The organism is Longimicrobium sp. (assembly GCA_036389135.1).
Classification (GTDB): domain Bacteria; phylum Gemmatimonadota; class Gemmatimonadetes; order Longimicrobiales; family Longimicrobiaceae; genus Longimicrobium.
The window spans coordinates 1-14,469 of record DASVQP010000001.1; the positions used below are offsets into that span (position 1 = coordinate 1).

Here is a 14,469-nt window from a genome sequence, read left to right on the forward strand (position 1 = left end):
CGCTGTTCAAGCTGGTGGACGATCCGCGGATCACGCGGGTGGGAGCGATCCTGCGGCGCACCAGCCTGGACGAGCTTCCGCAGCTGATCAACGTGCTGCGCGGGGAGATGAGCCTGGTGGGGCCGAGGCCGCTGCCGCTCACCGACATGGAGCGCTTCGAGCCGCGGCACTTCGAGCGGCTGGCGGTGACGCCGGGGATCACGGGGCCGTGGCAGGTGAGCGGGCGCAACCTGGTGACGGACTTCGACGAGGTGCTGCGGATGGAGCGCAGCTACATCGCGGAGTGGTCGCTCTGGCTGGACGTGCGCATCATGCTGCGCACCCTGGTGGTGGTGCTGCGCGGGGAAGGGGCGTACTGAGATGAAGGTGGCGCTGGTCACCGACTGGATGGACACGTACGGTGGTGGCGAGCGCGTGCTGTACGAGCTGCACCGCATGTTCCCCGACGCGCCCATCTACACTGCGGTGTACGACGCGCGCAAAACGCTGCCGGCGCTGCGCGCGGCAAAGGTGGTGACCTCCTTCATCCAGCGCATCCCGCTGGTGCGCCGCAGCCACATGGCGTTCCTGCCGCTGATGCCGATGGCGTTCGAGGAGTTCGACTTCTCCGCCTTCGACGTCGTGATCTCGGTGAGCACCGCCTGCGCCAAGGGGATCGTCACCCGGCCGGGCACCCTGCACGTCTGCTACTGCAACACCCCCTGCCGCTACATCTGGGACCTGTATCCCGAGTACACGCGCGGCAAGCTGTATCGCCCCTTCTTCGCGCCGATCGCGCACTGGCTGCGCATCTGGGACCGCGTGTCGAGCGACCGGGTGGACCACTTCATCTCCAACTCGCGCGAGGTGGCGAGCCGCGTCCGCCGCCACTACCGCCGCGACTCGGAGGTCGTCTACCCCCCCGTGGACACCGGCGCCATCCGCCCCAACGGCCTGCCCCCCGAGGACTTCTACCTGGTGGTGTCGCGCCTCGTGGGGTACAAGCGCGTGGACCTGGCGGTGCAGGCGGCCACGCGGCTGGGGCGGCGGCTGGTGGTGGTGGGGCGCGGGCCTGAGATGAAGCGGTTGCGTGCACTCGCCGGGCCAACGGTAGAGCTGCGCGGCTGGGCGGAGGACGAGGAGGTGGCGTCGCTCTACGCGCGGTGCAGGGGCTTCCTCTTCCCCGGGCTGGAGGACTTCGGGATCGCGCCGGTGGAGGCGCAGGCGGCGGGGCGCCCCGTGGTTGCGTACGCGCGCGGCGGTGCCCTGGAGACGGTGGTGGACGGGGTGACCGGCGTGTTCTTTGAGGAGCAGACCGTGGACTCGCTGGTGGACGGCATCCTGCGCCTGGAGGCGATGGAGACCGACCCCGCGCTCTGCCGCCGCAACGCGGAGCGCTTCCGCCCGGAGGAGTTCCACCGCCGCATCCACGCCGCCGTGGAGCGCGAGCGGAGCCGCGCCCTGGCCGCGCCAACCGACCGCCCGCTGCTGCTGGAGTCCGTGGGTGCCGGCTGACGCGGAGCGCGGGGCCGCCCCGCCCCCCGCCGCCGACGCTCGCCCCATGGAACCCCGCTCGCTCCTTGTGGATGCGCGCGGGCTTCACCTTTCGGGGATCGGACGCTACACCCGAGAGGTGCTGGCGCGCGTGCTGCGCGACCCCCGTTTCGGCCGCGTGACGCTGCTGGGGCGGCCGGACGAGCTGCACGGCTTTCTCGAGGGGCTCGGCGAGGCGGGGCGGGCGGAGGTGGTGCCGTTCGCGCACCACTACTACAGCCCGGCCGCGCAGCTCCAGTGGCTGGCACTGGGCGCGCGCGGTGCGCTGGCCGCCGATGCGGGCTTCTTCCCCCACTACGACGTGCCGCTGGGCGGGCCGCTGCCGCCCTCGCTGGTGACGGTGCACGACCTGGCGCAGTTCCGCCTCACGGCGATGTTCCCGGCGTGGAAGCGGGCGCTGGGGGGCGTGGTGCTGCGCGCCGCCGTCAGCCGTGCGCGCCGCGTGGTGGCCGACTCCCGCTTCACGCGCGACGACCTGGCCGCGCGCTTCCCGGCCGCCGCCGCAAAGCTGGAGGTGGTGCCGCTCGGCGTGGGCGGCGACGTCACCGCGCGCGCGCCGTCGGAGGAGGCGCTGCGGCGGGTGGAAGCGTTCGCGCCCTTTCTGCTGGTCGCCGGCAACCAGAAGCCGCACAAGAACCTGCGCGCGGCGATCCAGGTGCTGGCGCGGCTGCGCGCGGAGTGGGCGGGGTTGCGCCTGGTGGTGGCGGGGCGGCACTATCCCGGCGACGAGCCGCTCGCCGCCCGCGCCCGCGAGCTGGGCGTGGGCGACGCGGTGGTGGACCTGGGCGCGGTGGACGACGACCTGCTGCGGGCGCTGTACGGCCGCGCCGAATGCCTCCTCTTCCCCTCGTACTTCGAGGGGTTCGGGCTGCCGGTACTGGAGGCGATGGCGTGCGGGCTCCCGGTGGTGGCCTCCAACCGCGCCTCCATCCCCGAGGCGGTGGGCGACGCGGGGCTGATGGCGGAACCCGACGATTGGGACGCGATGGCGGAAGCCGTTCGCAGCCTGCGACCCGGGCCCCTGCGCGACGAGATGGTGGCGCGCGGGCGGCGCCGCGCCACCCTCCTCACCTGGGACGCGACGGCGGCTCGCACCGCGGAGCTCATCCTGGAGGTGGCGGATGGCGGTGCGGCGCGGCGGGCGCCGCGCCCTTTACGAACGGCGAAACCGGTGTGAGGCCGCCCGTGCGCGTCTGCGTCGTGCTCCTCAACTACAACGGCTGGGCCGACACTCTCGAGTGCCTGGAGAGCGTCCTGCGCGGCGGCTATCGCGAGCTGACGGTGGTGGTGTGCGACAACGCCTCGCACGACGGCTCGCTCGCGCACCTGCGCGCCTGGGCCGAGGGGCGGCTGGACGCGCGGGTGCCCCCGTCCAACCCCCTGCGCGCCCTCTCCTTTCCTCCGCTCCCCAAGCCCATCCCCTTCGTGGAGTACGGCCGCGACGAGGCGGAGCGCGGCGGCGAGCCGGGCGACGACGCTCCGCTGGTGCTGGTGAGGACCGGGGGGAACCTGGGGTTCGCGGGCGGCAACAACGTGGGGCTCCGCTACGCCCTGGCGCGCGGCTTCGACGCCGTGTGGCTGCTGAACAACGACACGGTCGTGCGCCCGGACACCCTCGCCGCCATGGTGGAGGAAATGCGGCGCGACCCGCGGGTGGGGATCGTGGGCTCCACGCTTCTCTACTACCACGACCCCGCCACCGTGCAGGCGTGGGGCGGCGCGCGCTACAACCCCTGGCTGGCGCTGCCGCGGCACGTGGGCGCCAACCAGCCCGCCGCGCTCGCCGTGAACGCGGCGGAGGTGGAGCGGCGGCTGTCGTACGTGACGGGGGCGTCGATGCTGGTGTCGTCGGCCTTCCTTCGCGAGGTGGGGCTGATGAGCGAGGACTACTTCCTCTACTTCGAGGAGATCGACTGGGCCACCCGCAACGCCGGGCGCTTCCGCATGGCGTACGCGCCCGCGAGCGTCGTCTTCCACCGGGAGGGGGGGAGCATCGGGGCGCACGCGGGGAAGAAGACGGCGCTGGCGGACTACCACTTCATGCGCAACCGCATCCTCTACACCCGCAAGTACAAGCCCGCGGCCCTGCCCACGGTGTACATCGCCCTGGCGGTGGCGGCGCTGCGGCGCGCCGGCCGCGGCGAGTGGGACCGCGTGCGGATGATCGCCCGGCTCTGCTGGGGCACGTGAGCCGGGGGCCGGCGGCGTGAACGGGCGCGTAACGGCGGGGCGCGCCCTGTGGCGCCGCGCGCGCGGCAGCGCGCTGGTGCACAACACGGTCGCCCTCTACTTCGTGCAGTTCGCCGGCTACCTCCTTCCGCTGGCGACGGTGCCCTACCTCACGCGGGTGCTGCGCCCCGGCGCCTGGGGGGTGCTGGTGTTCAGCCAGGCGTTCGCCGCGTGGCTGGCGATCGTGCTGCACTACGGCTTCGCGTTCTCGGCCACGCGCATGGTGGCCCGCAGCCGCGGCGACGCGGGGCAGGTGGCGCGCATCGTGAGCGCCGTGCAGGGCGCCAAGCTCCTCCTGCTGCTGGGAGTGGCGGCGGCCTCGGCGCTCGCCTTCCTGCTGGTCCCGCTCTTCGGGCGCGAGCCGCGCTACCTGGTGTGGGCGCTGGCGGCGGCGGTGCTGCAGGGCTTCCTCCCCATGTGGTACTTCCAGGGGGTGGAGCGGATGCGCGGGATCGCGGCGCTGGACGTGCTGACCCGCCTTGCGGCCGCCGCCGGCGTGTTCGTGGTGGTGCGGGCGCCGCAGGACGGCTGGCGGGTGCTGGCGCTGCAGGCGGCGGCGGGGCTCCTCTCCGCCGCCGCCGCCACGGCGTGGATGTACCGCGAGGTCCCCTTCCGCGCCGGGAGCCCGCGCGAGTGGACCGCGGCGCTGCGCGACGGCTGGCCGCTCTTCGTGTTCTGCGGGGCGGCCAGCGCGTACACCACGGCCAACTCATTTACGCTGGGGCTCTTTGCGGGGCCGCACGCGGCGGGCTTCTACGGCTCGGCCGAGAAGCTGGTGCGCGCCGCCAGCAACCTGCTGCTGCCAGTGTCGCAGGCGCTGTACCCGCGCATCAACCACCTGGTGGTGCACGACCGCCCGGCCGCCGCCGCGCTGGTCCGCCGCAGTCTCGTCCCCATCGTGGGGCTGGGGGTGGCGGCCGGGGCGGCCATCGCGCTGGCGGCACCACTCCTGACGCGCGTGCTGTTCGGCCCCGGGTACGAGCCGGTGACCGCGGTGCTGCGCATCCTGGCGTTCCTGCCGCCGATCTTGGCGGTGGGGACGGTGCTGGGGCTGAACTGGGTGCTGCCGCTGGGACGTGACCGCGCGTACGTGCGGTTCGTCCTTGCGGCGGGAGCGGCCAACCTGCTGCTGGCCGCGCTGCTGGCGCCCCGCTACGGCGCCTCTGGAATGGCGGTGGCCGCGGTGCTGGCGGAAGCGGTGGTGGAGGCGGGGCTCTGCTGGCTCGTGCTGCGCCCCTCCAGCGGCGAGCTGGGGCTGCGCGCCGCCGGGTGAAGGCCCCGCTTTCGTTGACTGGCACCGGGGGCCGGCATACATTCCGCGCTCCGCGAGCCCTGGCCGCCACACCCTTACGGGGAGGCGGGATGCGGGCGGGAGCCGCAGGCCGGCGCAGACTCACTCCCGCGGCCGGCGTGGACCGGCACGCCGCTGGGTGGAGGGCGCGGGCGCGCGGCCGCCCGAGCACGCGCCATGCTCTCCGGACTCGCGGCGGGAGCCGGGCGGCACCTCTTACGCAGTACCATTGCCCGCGGGCGGGATGCCCGGGCCAGGAGCTTCGATGCGAGCGCTTTGCTTCTATCTTCCGCAGTACCACCCCATCCCGGAGAACGACGCGTGGTGGGGGCCGGGGTTCACCGAGTGGACCAACGTGGCGCAGTCGCGCCCGCGGTTCAAGGGGCACTACCAGCCCCACATTCCGGCGGACCTGGGCTTCTACGATCTGCGGCTGGAGGAGACGCGCCTGGCGCAGGCGGAGCTGGCGAAGGAGTACGGGATCGGCGGCTTCTGCTACTACCACTACTGGTTCGACGACGGCCGCCGGCTGCTGGAGCGCCCGTTTGACGAGGTGCTCGCCTCCGGGAAGCCCGACTTCCCCTTCTGCCTCTGCTGGGCGAACGGCAACTGGACGCGGCGCTGGGACGGGGCCGAGCACGAGATGCTCATGCGCCAGGACTACGCCGCCTACGACGCCGCGCACCACATGGAGTGGCTGGTGCGCGCCTTTCGCGACCGGCGCTACGTGCGGGTGGGCGGGCGCCCGCTCTTCCTGGTGTACCAGCCCGGGGCGCTCGTCGACCGCGCCGCCGTCATCCGCACCTGGCGCGAGACGGCGGCCCGCCTGGGAGTTCCCGAGCTGTACCTGTGCGCCGTGAAGAGCCCGGGCGATCGCACGGAGTACGCGGAGGCGCTCGCCGACGGCTTCGACGCCATGACGGAGTTCGCCCCCACCGGCCGCATGGCCGCGGTCGATGGCCCCCTGGCCGGCGTGCGCACCTTTGCCCGGCGCGCCGCGCGAAGGGTGATGGTGGAGCTGCTGGCGCCGGTGCGCACGCGGCTCCACGTGCTCAGCTACCGCGACGTGGCCGAGGAGGCGATGCGGCGCGTGCCCCCGGGCGAGCGGGTGTTCCCCTGCGTGATGCCGAGCTGGGACAACTCCGCCCGGCGCCGCTCCGGGGGCACGGTGATCCAGAACGACGACCCCGCCCTCTACCAGCGCTGGCTGGAGCACGCGTGCAGGCGCGTGGCGGGGAACGAGCCAGACGAGCAGATCGTCTTCATCAACGCCTGGAACGAGTGGGCCGAGGGGTGCCACCTGGAGCCCGACCGGCGCTTCGGCCGGCGCTTCCTGGAGGCGACGCGCGACGCGCTGGCCCCGTACGCGCAGCCTTCCGCGCGGCGCGCTCCCGCCGCGCAGCGCGTGGCCGGAGTGGCGTGAAGCACGGGGCGGGCTCCGCGTGAGGGATGCGCTGCTGGTCTTCTGGATCGCGACGATGGGCGCGGACCGGATCGACCTGCTGGGCGGCGGGGGGCCCGTCACGATGCCCCCGTACCTGGTGCTGATGCCGCTGCTGCTGATGCTGGAGCTTCCCGCGCTCGGCGCCATGCGGCGGGTGGAGCTGCGGCGCGAGGGGCAGGTGTACCTGGCGCTGGCGATGCTGCTGGGCGGCCTGGCGATGGCGTCCGCCGTGGGGAGCAGCGACCCCGAGCTCTCGGGAAAGCGCGCCGTCCTCCTCGTCTTCCAGCTCTTCACCATCCTCTTCGTGGCGGTGGTGCTGGCGAACCGGCCCGATCCCGCCTCGATCCTGGTGCGCGGCGCGTACCTGGGGCTGCTGGTGAGCTTCGTCTTCAACGTCGCCCAGATCGGCGTCTGGCTGAACGATCCGGGGGCCGTGGGCGGCGGGTTCGTGGACCTGGTGCCGGTGCGCTTCGGCTCCATCATGCCCCGCCCCGGCGGGCAGACGCTGGACCCCAACCGCGGCGGCATCGTCTCCGCGGTCTTCCTCTTCCTGATCTATCGCTTCGGAAGGCCGTCGAAGGCGAGGGGCGTGGCGGCGGTCGTCACCGTCTTCTCGCTGATCCTCACCCTTTCGCGCTCCGCCGTGATGGGGGCGATGGGGATGATGGCCGCCGCGCTCGCGGAGCGCCGCCGGGTGCGGTTCACCCGCGGACGGCTGGCGGCGGGGCTCCTGGCCAGCGCCGCGGCGATCCTGGGGGTCTTCGTCGTTCCCGGAGCGCTGGACGTGCTGGCGGCGGCGGGGGAGCTGCTCGGCGCCCGCTTCACGGCACGGGAGGGCACCAGCAACAGCATCCACTTCCAGCTGATCGAGCGGGCGCTGGACGTGGCGGGGCGGAGCTGGAAGAATGCGCTGATCGGGATCGGCTTCGGCAACGCGGGGTCGGTTCTCACGGACCTGCTCCCCGGCACCCGGTACGCGAACTTCCACTCGTTCTATGCCACGCTGCTGGCGGAGATGGGTCTCTTCGCGCTCCTGGTGGGGCTGGTGATCACGCTCTACCCGGTGGTGCGCAGGACGCCGTTCCGGCCGGTGATGGTCGGGTTCCTGCTGTTCAACCTGTTCTACCAGCTCCTTACGGAGCCGGCGTTCTGGCTGATGCTCTCGTGCGCCTGGCTGGGCGTGGGCGTCGCCGCGCGCGACCCGGAGCCCGCGCCCGGCGCTCCGCTCGTGCTCCCGCTTCCCGCCCGCGCGGGGGCGGGGTGATCTTCGCTCCTCTGAGGCTGGTGCCGATGCCGCGTTCGCTTTACCTCCGCGCCCGCCCCTTCGCCGCGCTGCTCGGCCTGGTGCTGCTGCTGGCGGCCGGGTGCGAGAACCTGATCCACTCGCAGTACGACTTCGCGCAGGTGCGCGTGCGCACCGAGGACTCGTCCGGTGCGCCGATCCCCAACGTGGAGGTGGTGCTCTACACGGGCACCGCCGTCATGGGGCGGGCGCGTACCGGCGGAGATGGCGAGCACCTCTTCCCGGAGGTGGCGGCGGGAGCGTACGGCGTGTTCATTGGCGTGCCGCCGGAATACGCCCTCCGCCCGGGCGAGCAAGCGTTCGTCGACACGCTCAGCATCGTGCGTGGAGCCCGGCGCGAGGTCACCTTCGTCCTGAATCCCGCCCGCTGAAGCCGGGAACGGCTTGTCTCACGCAGAGGCGCAGAGACGCAGGGGAGAACAACGGGGAAAAGCCTCACACAGAGGACACAGAAAAGAACTGAAAACCACGGAGAAAACCTTTTGCGGTTCTCTCTGTGGCTCTGTGTCTCTGTGTGAGCCATGCAGTTGCAGTTCTCTCCTGCTACACCAGGCGGCCGTTCAGCACGTCGTTGAGGAGCACGCCGGCCACCGGCGCGCGCGAGAGGCGGAGCTGCGCGAGCGCCTGCTCCAGCGCGTCGCGATCCGTCATGCCGGGGCGCACCACCAGGACCGTGGCGTCCACGGCCTTGCCCAGCACCGCGGCGTCCGTGAGCCCCGAAAGGGCGGGGGCGTCAAAGATCACCACCTCGTACAGCGAACGCATCTCCTCCACCAGCGCCTGCATGCGCACCGAGCCAAGGAGCTCGGCCGGGTTGCGCGGCGGAGCGCCGGAGGGGAGGAGGTACAGCGGCACGTCGGACTCGTCGAGCGCCACCTCGAGCACCGCATCGGCAAGCGGGGTGCGGCCCAGCAGCGCCTCGGCGAAGCCCGGCTCCGGGCGCGCCCCGAAGAGCGCGTTCAGGCGCCCGGTGCGCAGGTCCGCGTCCACCAGCAGCGTGCGCGTGCCCTGCTGCGCCAGCGTCACCGCCAGGTTGGCGGCGCTGGTGCTCTTCCCCTCGCCCGCGCGGGCGCTGGTGACCACCACCGTGCGCGGCGTCTCCTCCGTCACCCCGTGGGCCAGCGAGGTGCGCAGCGCCCGGTACGCCTCGGAGGCGGGGTGGCGCGGATCGGAGCGGGCGATCAGCCGGTCCGGCCCCGCGGGGACCAGCGCGCGCGGCATTCCCACGCTCACCGGCCGCCGCGGGATGGTGCGGATGCGCGGGATGGAGCCCAGCACCGCCAGCCCGCCCGTGGCCTCCGACGCGTCGCGCGAGGAGCGCACCGTGGGGTCGGCGATGTCGCGCATGATGGCGCCCGCCACCCCAACCAGCAGCCCCAGCGCAATGGCGAGCGCCAGGTTCAGGAGCGGCTTGGGGTACTCCGGCTCGTACGCCACCAGGCCGTAGTCCACCACGTGCGCGGCGTCCTTGGTGGTGGCCTCGGTGATCTCCGCCTCCTTGAGACGCGCCTGCAGCAGGAGGTACACCTCGTTCAGCATCTTCACGTCGCGCGCCAGGCGGACGAACTGCATGTCCTGCGCGGGCATGGCGGCCATCCCCGCGCCCACCTTGGCGAGCGCCTGGTCGGCCGAGCCGAGGCGGAGTTCGATGGAGCGCAGGTAGTCGTCGGCGATGCGCAGGAGCTGCCGCTCGGTCGCCACGATCCGCGAGGTGAGGACGCGGACGTCGTCGTCCGCCTCCGTGCGCCGCGCCAGGAGCGCCGCGCGCTCGTTGTCGAGCGCGTTGAGCGTGTTCATGAGCGCGAGCATGTTGTGGTTGCCCAGGAACGACGGGTACGTGCTGAGCTTGCGGTACGCCGCGGTGCCGGCCCCGGGCGGGGCGCTGCGGACCTCGGCGAGCAGCTGCTGGAGCGAGGCCCGCTCCACGCGCATGTCGTCGAAGCGCATCTGCATCTCGGTGGAGCGCTTGATCTCCGCCTCCGCCTCGGCCTCGGGCGCCAGCACGCGCGAGCTCTCGCGGAAGTTGCGCAGGCGCTCCTCCGCGTCGGCGAGCTGGGTGCGGTAGGTCGCCACCTGCGCGCGCAGCACCGTCGCGCTGGTGTTCGACTCCGTGGTGCTGGTGGTGCGCTTGTAGGCGATGAAGCCGTCCGCCAGGCCGTTGACCACGGCCGCGGCCACGCGCGGGTCGCGGTTGCGGTACACCAGCTCCACCAGGCGCGAGCCGCTCTCCTGCCGGTCCACCTCGAGCTCGTCCTGCAGCTCGTCCACCGCCTCGCGGAAGTGCAGGATCTCGAAGCGCACTCGTGCCGGGGGCTTGGCGCGGAGCGAAGGGTTCAGCGCCAGCGTCACGCCGCCAATGGTGAAGGGGGCGCCGATCCGCACCCGCTCGGGAATGGCGACGGGCTGCTCGCTCTCCTCCACCTTCATCGCGTAGCTGCCGTCGTCCTGGCGGTCCAGCCGGTAGACGCCCACGGCGCGGTCGCGCGGCGCGGAGATCACGCGCAGCACGTCGCTGCGCTCGCGGCGGGGCGCAAGGAGCTCCACCTGCAGCCCGACCGATTCGGCCACCGGGTCGGCGATGCGCCGGCTACGCATGATGCCCAGGTCGGTGTCCAGGTCGTCGCTCCCCAGGCCGGTGAGGGCGCCCAGGTCCTCCATCTCGCCCAGCTTCTCCAGCATCCCGCCGGAGCCGCTCTCCTCGGGAACGACGCGTACCGCGGCCTCGGACTCGTACACGGGCATCATGTAGAAGCTGGCCGCCATCGTGAGCGCCACCACCCCCAGCGTGATCGCCGCCACCAGGCCGCGCCGCCTGCGGAGCGTGCTCCACAGGTCTCGCAAGCTGGTGTCCGCGGCGGCACGGGGGGGCGCGTGCGTCGGTTCGATCATGGGTCCCTGCGGGTGGTCGGGTGGCGCATGTGATTGCAACCAACAAAGATAGGAGATTTCCGGCGGGGCGGCAACCCGCGCGCGCGCGCCGTACGGCCGTTTCACACGCGGAACACGAGGGAACGGGGAAAGCACGGAGGGCCAGGCCCCTCCGCCGTCCTCGCCGTTCGTCCGCATGTGAGGCTTCCCTCCCGTGGAGCTGGACCGGATCAGCGGAGCGCGGGGCTCACCGAGAGGGTGAAGGACGACACGTTCAGGTCCACCGCGTCGAAGTCGAAGAAGGAGCGCGCGGTGTTCTGGAAGAGCCAGTTGAGCCGGCGCCCGAACGAGTACTCGCTCGCCAGCTCCCACCCGCCGAAGCGGCGCCCCGCCCGCACCCCCGCCAGCCCCTGCGTGTCGTGCCCGCGCGGGTTGCGCGTGGAGATGCGCTCCAGCGCGTCCTCGTCCCAGCGCGTGCGCTCCAGGAAGACGCCCAGCCGCCAGTCCGGCCGCAGGTAGTCCGCCGCCGCCCACTGCGCGGACGAGCCGGGCCCGATGGCGGCGCCCAGCACCTGGCCGCGGTGTGTGTACCCCTGCGGCACGTTGACGCTGGTGTAGAACGACTGTTGCCGCCTTCCTCGCACAGCGTCGTTCTGCTCCAGGCTGGTGATCTCGGCCTGGAGGCGCATCCGGCCCCGGCGCTCGCCCGTGGCCACCCACTGCATCCCCAGCGTGTAGCCGGAGGTGGCCCCGGGGCGGCTCACCAGCTCGCTGAACGAGCCGAAGCCCTGCTGGCGCGCCCACTCGCCGTACGTCTCGAAGCCGCTCGCCGGGAACACCCAGCGGCCGAAGAGCGAGAAGAGCTGGTCCGACCTCCCGGCCGGCTGCTCGAGGCGCGGGGGGCGCACGGCCTCGGGGTGGCTCACGATGGCGAAGACGTCCAGGAAGCGCAGCGGCGCGCCCCACGCGCTCCCCGTGCGGTACACGGCACGGGTGAGGCCCAGCGTGAGCCCCGGCTCGCCGCGCGGCGTGAAGGCCAGCGCGATTCCCGCCAGCGTGCGCCCGTCGTCGTCCACGCCCGAGTACCCGGACTGGCCCAGGGCCCCGGACACCCACTGCCCCTGCAGCGTCCCGAAGCGCGTGCCGATCCCTTCCGGCCGGGTGCGGACGAAGAGGTGCGGGAAGCCGGACGCGTTGTTGCTCATCACCAGCGCGTTCCTGATCCCCGGCCCCCACCACAGGTTCTCGGTGGCCCCGCCGGCGGCGAACGAGCCGAAGCGCGCCGTGACGGAGCTCTGCCCCAGCGAAAGCTGCGTGAACGAGCGCGGGCCGAAGCGGAGCGGCGCGTCCAGCGGCGAGGCGGGGCCGTGGAACGGGTTGGCGAACGAGCTGCGCCCCGCGGCCGGGTAGACTCGCTGGAACTCGCGGTTCTGCGCGTACGCCACCTCCGGCGCGGCGATCACCGTCACCCCGCCGAAGCGGGCGCGGACGCCGGCGGACACGTAGACCGTACCCCCGCGCCCGTTCCACGCCAGGCCGTCGTTGGCGCCCATGGGAAGGTACGAGTTCCACACCCCGCGCACGTGCGGGCGAAGGAGCCGTGCGCCCTCCTCACCCTCCGCCACCTGCGTGGCGGACGACACGGAGCGGATCAGGAACCCCGCCGTGGGCGCCTCCCCCAGCAGCTGCGCCGTGCGCAGGCGGTCCTCCGCCGGCGTGCCGATGGGGACCCACTCCGTGGCGTGGCGCGGGGGCACGGCCGTGTCCCCCGCGGCGGCGGGGCGCAGGGTGTCCGCGGGCGGGCCGGCGGGGAGCTGGGCGCCCAGGGTGCGCGGCGCCGCGGCGAGTGCAAAGGCGAGAACGAAGCCCGCGGGCCAGACGGTCGGTTTCTTCATCAGGATGCGGTTGGGGCGCGGGCCGGGGCCGAGCCCTCTGGAAATGTTGGACGATAGAGGATAACATTCCGGCTTGCCGCGGTCCACCGCAGCGGGCCGCGTAAGCGCAAGCAGGATCAGGGCGACGGCGCGGCGCGGCCCCCTGGCCGGCGCCGGGCGGAGTGACGCCGCGGGCACCCCATCGTCAAAAAACTGGACGAGCAGTCATGCTCCCGCGCCTGGGCGGCGGTGTGGCTGCTCCGGTTCTCCTCGGAAGGACGGAAGCGTTTGATGGCACGTCACACCCCTCGCACGTTCCGCGGCCTGGCCGCGCCGCTGGCCGCCGCTCTCCTGGCGGCGGCGCCCGCGGCCGCGCAGGCCCCGCTCGACGTGCGCGGCGAGGTCTTCGTGGGCTCGGAGGCGGAAAGCTACCTGCGCGTGCTGCAGGTGGCCGGCCGCGGCGGGCGCTACCCGTGGGCCATCCGCGGCTTCTCGCCCCGCGAGGTGACGCGCCTGGCGCCCGCCGATTCGGCGCACCCCTGGATGGGGCGCTACCGCTTCGCCCCGGACAGCGCCGGCCGCGCCCGCGTGCGCTGGGTGCGGCCCGGTGCCCAGGCGATCGTCAACACCACCATGCCGTACGGCGCCGAGGACGGCGCGGTCTGGGCCGGGCGGGGCCTCACGGTGGCGGCGGAGGCCGGCGCGTCGCTGGAGTGGGGGCCGCTCTCGCTGACGGTGGCCCCCATGGCGTTCATCGCGCAGAACGCGGAGTTCGACCTGGCGGACACCGGGGCCGGCGGCGTGCTCGAGTACAACGACCCCGACTTCCCGGGGAGCATCGACCTCCCGCAGCGCTTCGGCGACGGCGCCTACGGCCGGGTGGACCCGGGGCAGAGCTCGCTGCGGCTGGACGCGTCGATCTTCGCCGCGGGGGTCTCCACCGCAAACCAGCACTGGGGCCCCGCGGCCGACCTTCCGCTGATCCTGGGCCACAACGCGGGCGGCTTCGCGCACGCCTTCGCCGGCACCGCCCGGCCGGTGAACCTGGGGATCGGGCGGCTCCACGGCCGCCTGTTGTGGGGAAGGCTGGACCAGTCCGCCTACACCGAGATCGTGGAGCCGCGGCGCTTCATGTCCGGAGCGGTGGCGGTATTCGTGCCGCGCGGCCTTCCGACGCTGGAGGTGGGGGGCACGCGCTTCTTCCACACCCCCTGGCCGGAGGGCGGGCTGACCGCGTCCAACTTCCTGAAGCCGCTGGAGGGGTTCATCAAGGTGGGGCTCGAGAACGGCGGCACCGGGGTGGAGGGCGGCGACGTGGACAACCAGCTCGCCTCCGTCTTCTTTCGCTGGTACCACCCCCGCAACGGGGTGGAGGCGTACGCCGAGTACGCGCGCGACGACCACAACGCCGACCGCCGCGACGTGCTGCTGGAGCCGGACCACAACGCCGGGTACACCCTGGGGCTGCGGCGGGTGTGGCCGCGGGCCGACGGCTCGCTGGTGTCGCTGCGCGGCGAGGTGCTGAACACGCGCATCTCCCACCTGAACCTGGTGCGCCCGCAGAGCGCGTTCTACCGGCACACGGGCGCGCGGCAGGGGCACACGCAGCGGGGGCAGATCCTGGGGGCGAGCAGCGGCTACGGCGGCGGGGGGGCGGTGGTGGCGCTGGACCGCTACACGCCCCGCGGCCGCACGACGCTTACGTACACCCGCTCCGTGCGCGACCGCCTCACCCCCGATCCCGAGGTGACGAACGGCGTGGGGGTGGAGGCGCTGCGCTTCATGGGGCGCTTCGACGTGACCGCCGGCATCACCGGCGCGTACCAGATGAACCGCCGGGCGGGCGGCAGCGCGTTCAACCTGAACACCGTTCTCCGCGTGCGGCTCGGCATGTGACGCGGCGCGGCTCGCATAGATGAAAAGGACT

11 protein-coding genes are annotated in these 14,469 nt (G+C 73.1%); 9 read left to right on the forward strand and 2 right to left on the reverse strand.

Going from position 1 to position 14,469, the window contains the following annotated elements; translation table 11 throughout:
- The 8 genes from VF584_00005 to VF584_00040 all read left to right on the forward strand — a co-directional run.
- On the forward strand, positions 1 to 359 hold a 359-nt coding region (locus VF584_00005), incomplete at its 5' end, for a sugar transferase (GenBank protein ID HEX8208533.1).
- Between the two features lies 1 nt (position 360).
- Entirely contained in the window at positions 361 to 1,494 is a 1,134-nt protein-coding gene (locus VF584_00010) for a glycosyltransferase (protein ID HEX8208534.1), read from the forward strand.
- Positions 1,484 to 2,710, forward strand: coding sequence for a glycosyltransferase family 1 protein (locus tag VF584_00015; GenBank protein ID HEX8208535.1), 1,227 nt, complete (start codon positions 1,484 to 1,486; stop codon positions 2,708 to 2,710). The genes VF584_00010 and VF584_00015 overlap by 11 nt, the downstream gene beginning before the upstream one ends.
- Positions 2,707 to 3,723, forward strand: coding sequence for a glycosyltransferase family 2 protein (locus VF584_00020; protein HEX8208536.1), 1,017 nt, complete (start codon positions 2,707 to 2,709; stop codon positions 3,721 to 3,723). The genes VF584_00015 and VF584_00020 overlap by 4 nt, the downstream gene beginning before the upstream one ends.
- 16 nt (positions 3,724 to 3,739) lie before the next feature.
- Positions 3,740 to 5,035: an oligosaccharide flippase family protein gene (locus VF584_00025; GenBank protein HEX8208537.1), complete on the forward strand. Its 1,296-nt coding sequence runs from the start codon at positions 3,740 to 3,742 to the stop codon at positions 5,033 to 5,035.
- Between the two features lie 283 nt (positions 5,036 to 5,318).
- A complete protein-coding gene (locus VF584_00030; GenBank protein ID HEX8208538.1) occupies positions 5,319 to 6,476 on the forward strand; it encodes a glycoside hydrolase family 99-like domain-containing protein in 1,158 nt (385 codons plus the stop codon).
- A gap of 19 nt (positions 6,477 to 6,495) precedes the next feature.
- Positions 6,496 to 7,761, forward strand: a complete 1,266-nt coding sequence (locus VF584_00035; protein ID HEX8208539.1) for an O-antigen ligase family protein — start codon at positions 6,496 to 6,498, stop codon at positions 7,759 to 7,761.
- A gap of 26 nt (positions 7,762 to 7,787) precedes the next feature.
- Positions 7,788 to 8,171, forward strand: coding sequence for a carboxypeptidase-like regulatory domain-containing protein (locus tag VF584_00040; protein ID HEX8208540.1), 384 nt, complete (start codon positions 7,788 to 7,790; stop codon positions 8,169 to 8,171).
- 172 nt (positions 8,172 to 8,343) lie between these two features.
- Here VF584_00040 and VF584_00045 read toward each other — a convergent pair whose 3' ends face one another.
- Positions 8,344 to 10,689, reverse strand: coding sequence for a polysaccharide biosynthesis tyrosine autokinase (locus VF584_00045; protein HEX8208541.1), 2,346 nt, complete (start codon positions 10,687 to 10,689; stop codon positions 8,344 to 8,346).
- Between the two features lie 209 nt (positions 10,690 to 10,898).
- Positions 10,899 to 12,563 (reverse strand): capsule assembly Wzi family protein, encoded by a 1,665-nt coding sequence (locus tag VF584_00050; protein ID HEX8208542.1) that lies wholly within the window; start codon positions 12,561 to 12,563, stop codon positions 10,899 to 10,901.
- Between the two features lie 270 nt (positions 12,564 to 12,833).
- Between VF584_00050 and VF584_00055 the strand changes: the two genes are divergently transcribed.
- Positions 12,834 to 14,438: a capsule assembly Wzi family protein gene (locus tag VF584_00055; GenBank protein ID HEX8208543.1), complete on the forward strand. Its 1,605-nt coding sequence runs from the start codon at positions 12,834 to 12,836 to the stop codon at positions 14,436 to 14,438.
- Positions 14,439 to 14,469: the final 31 nt, after the last annotated feature.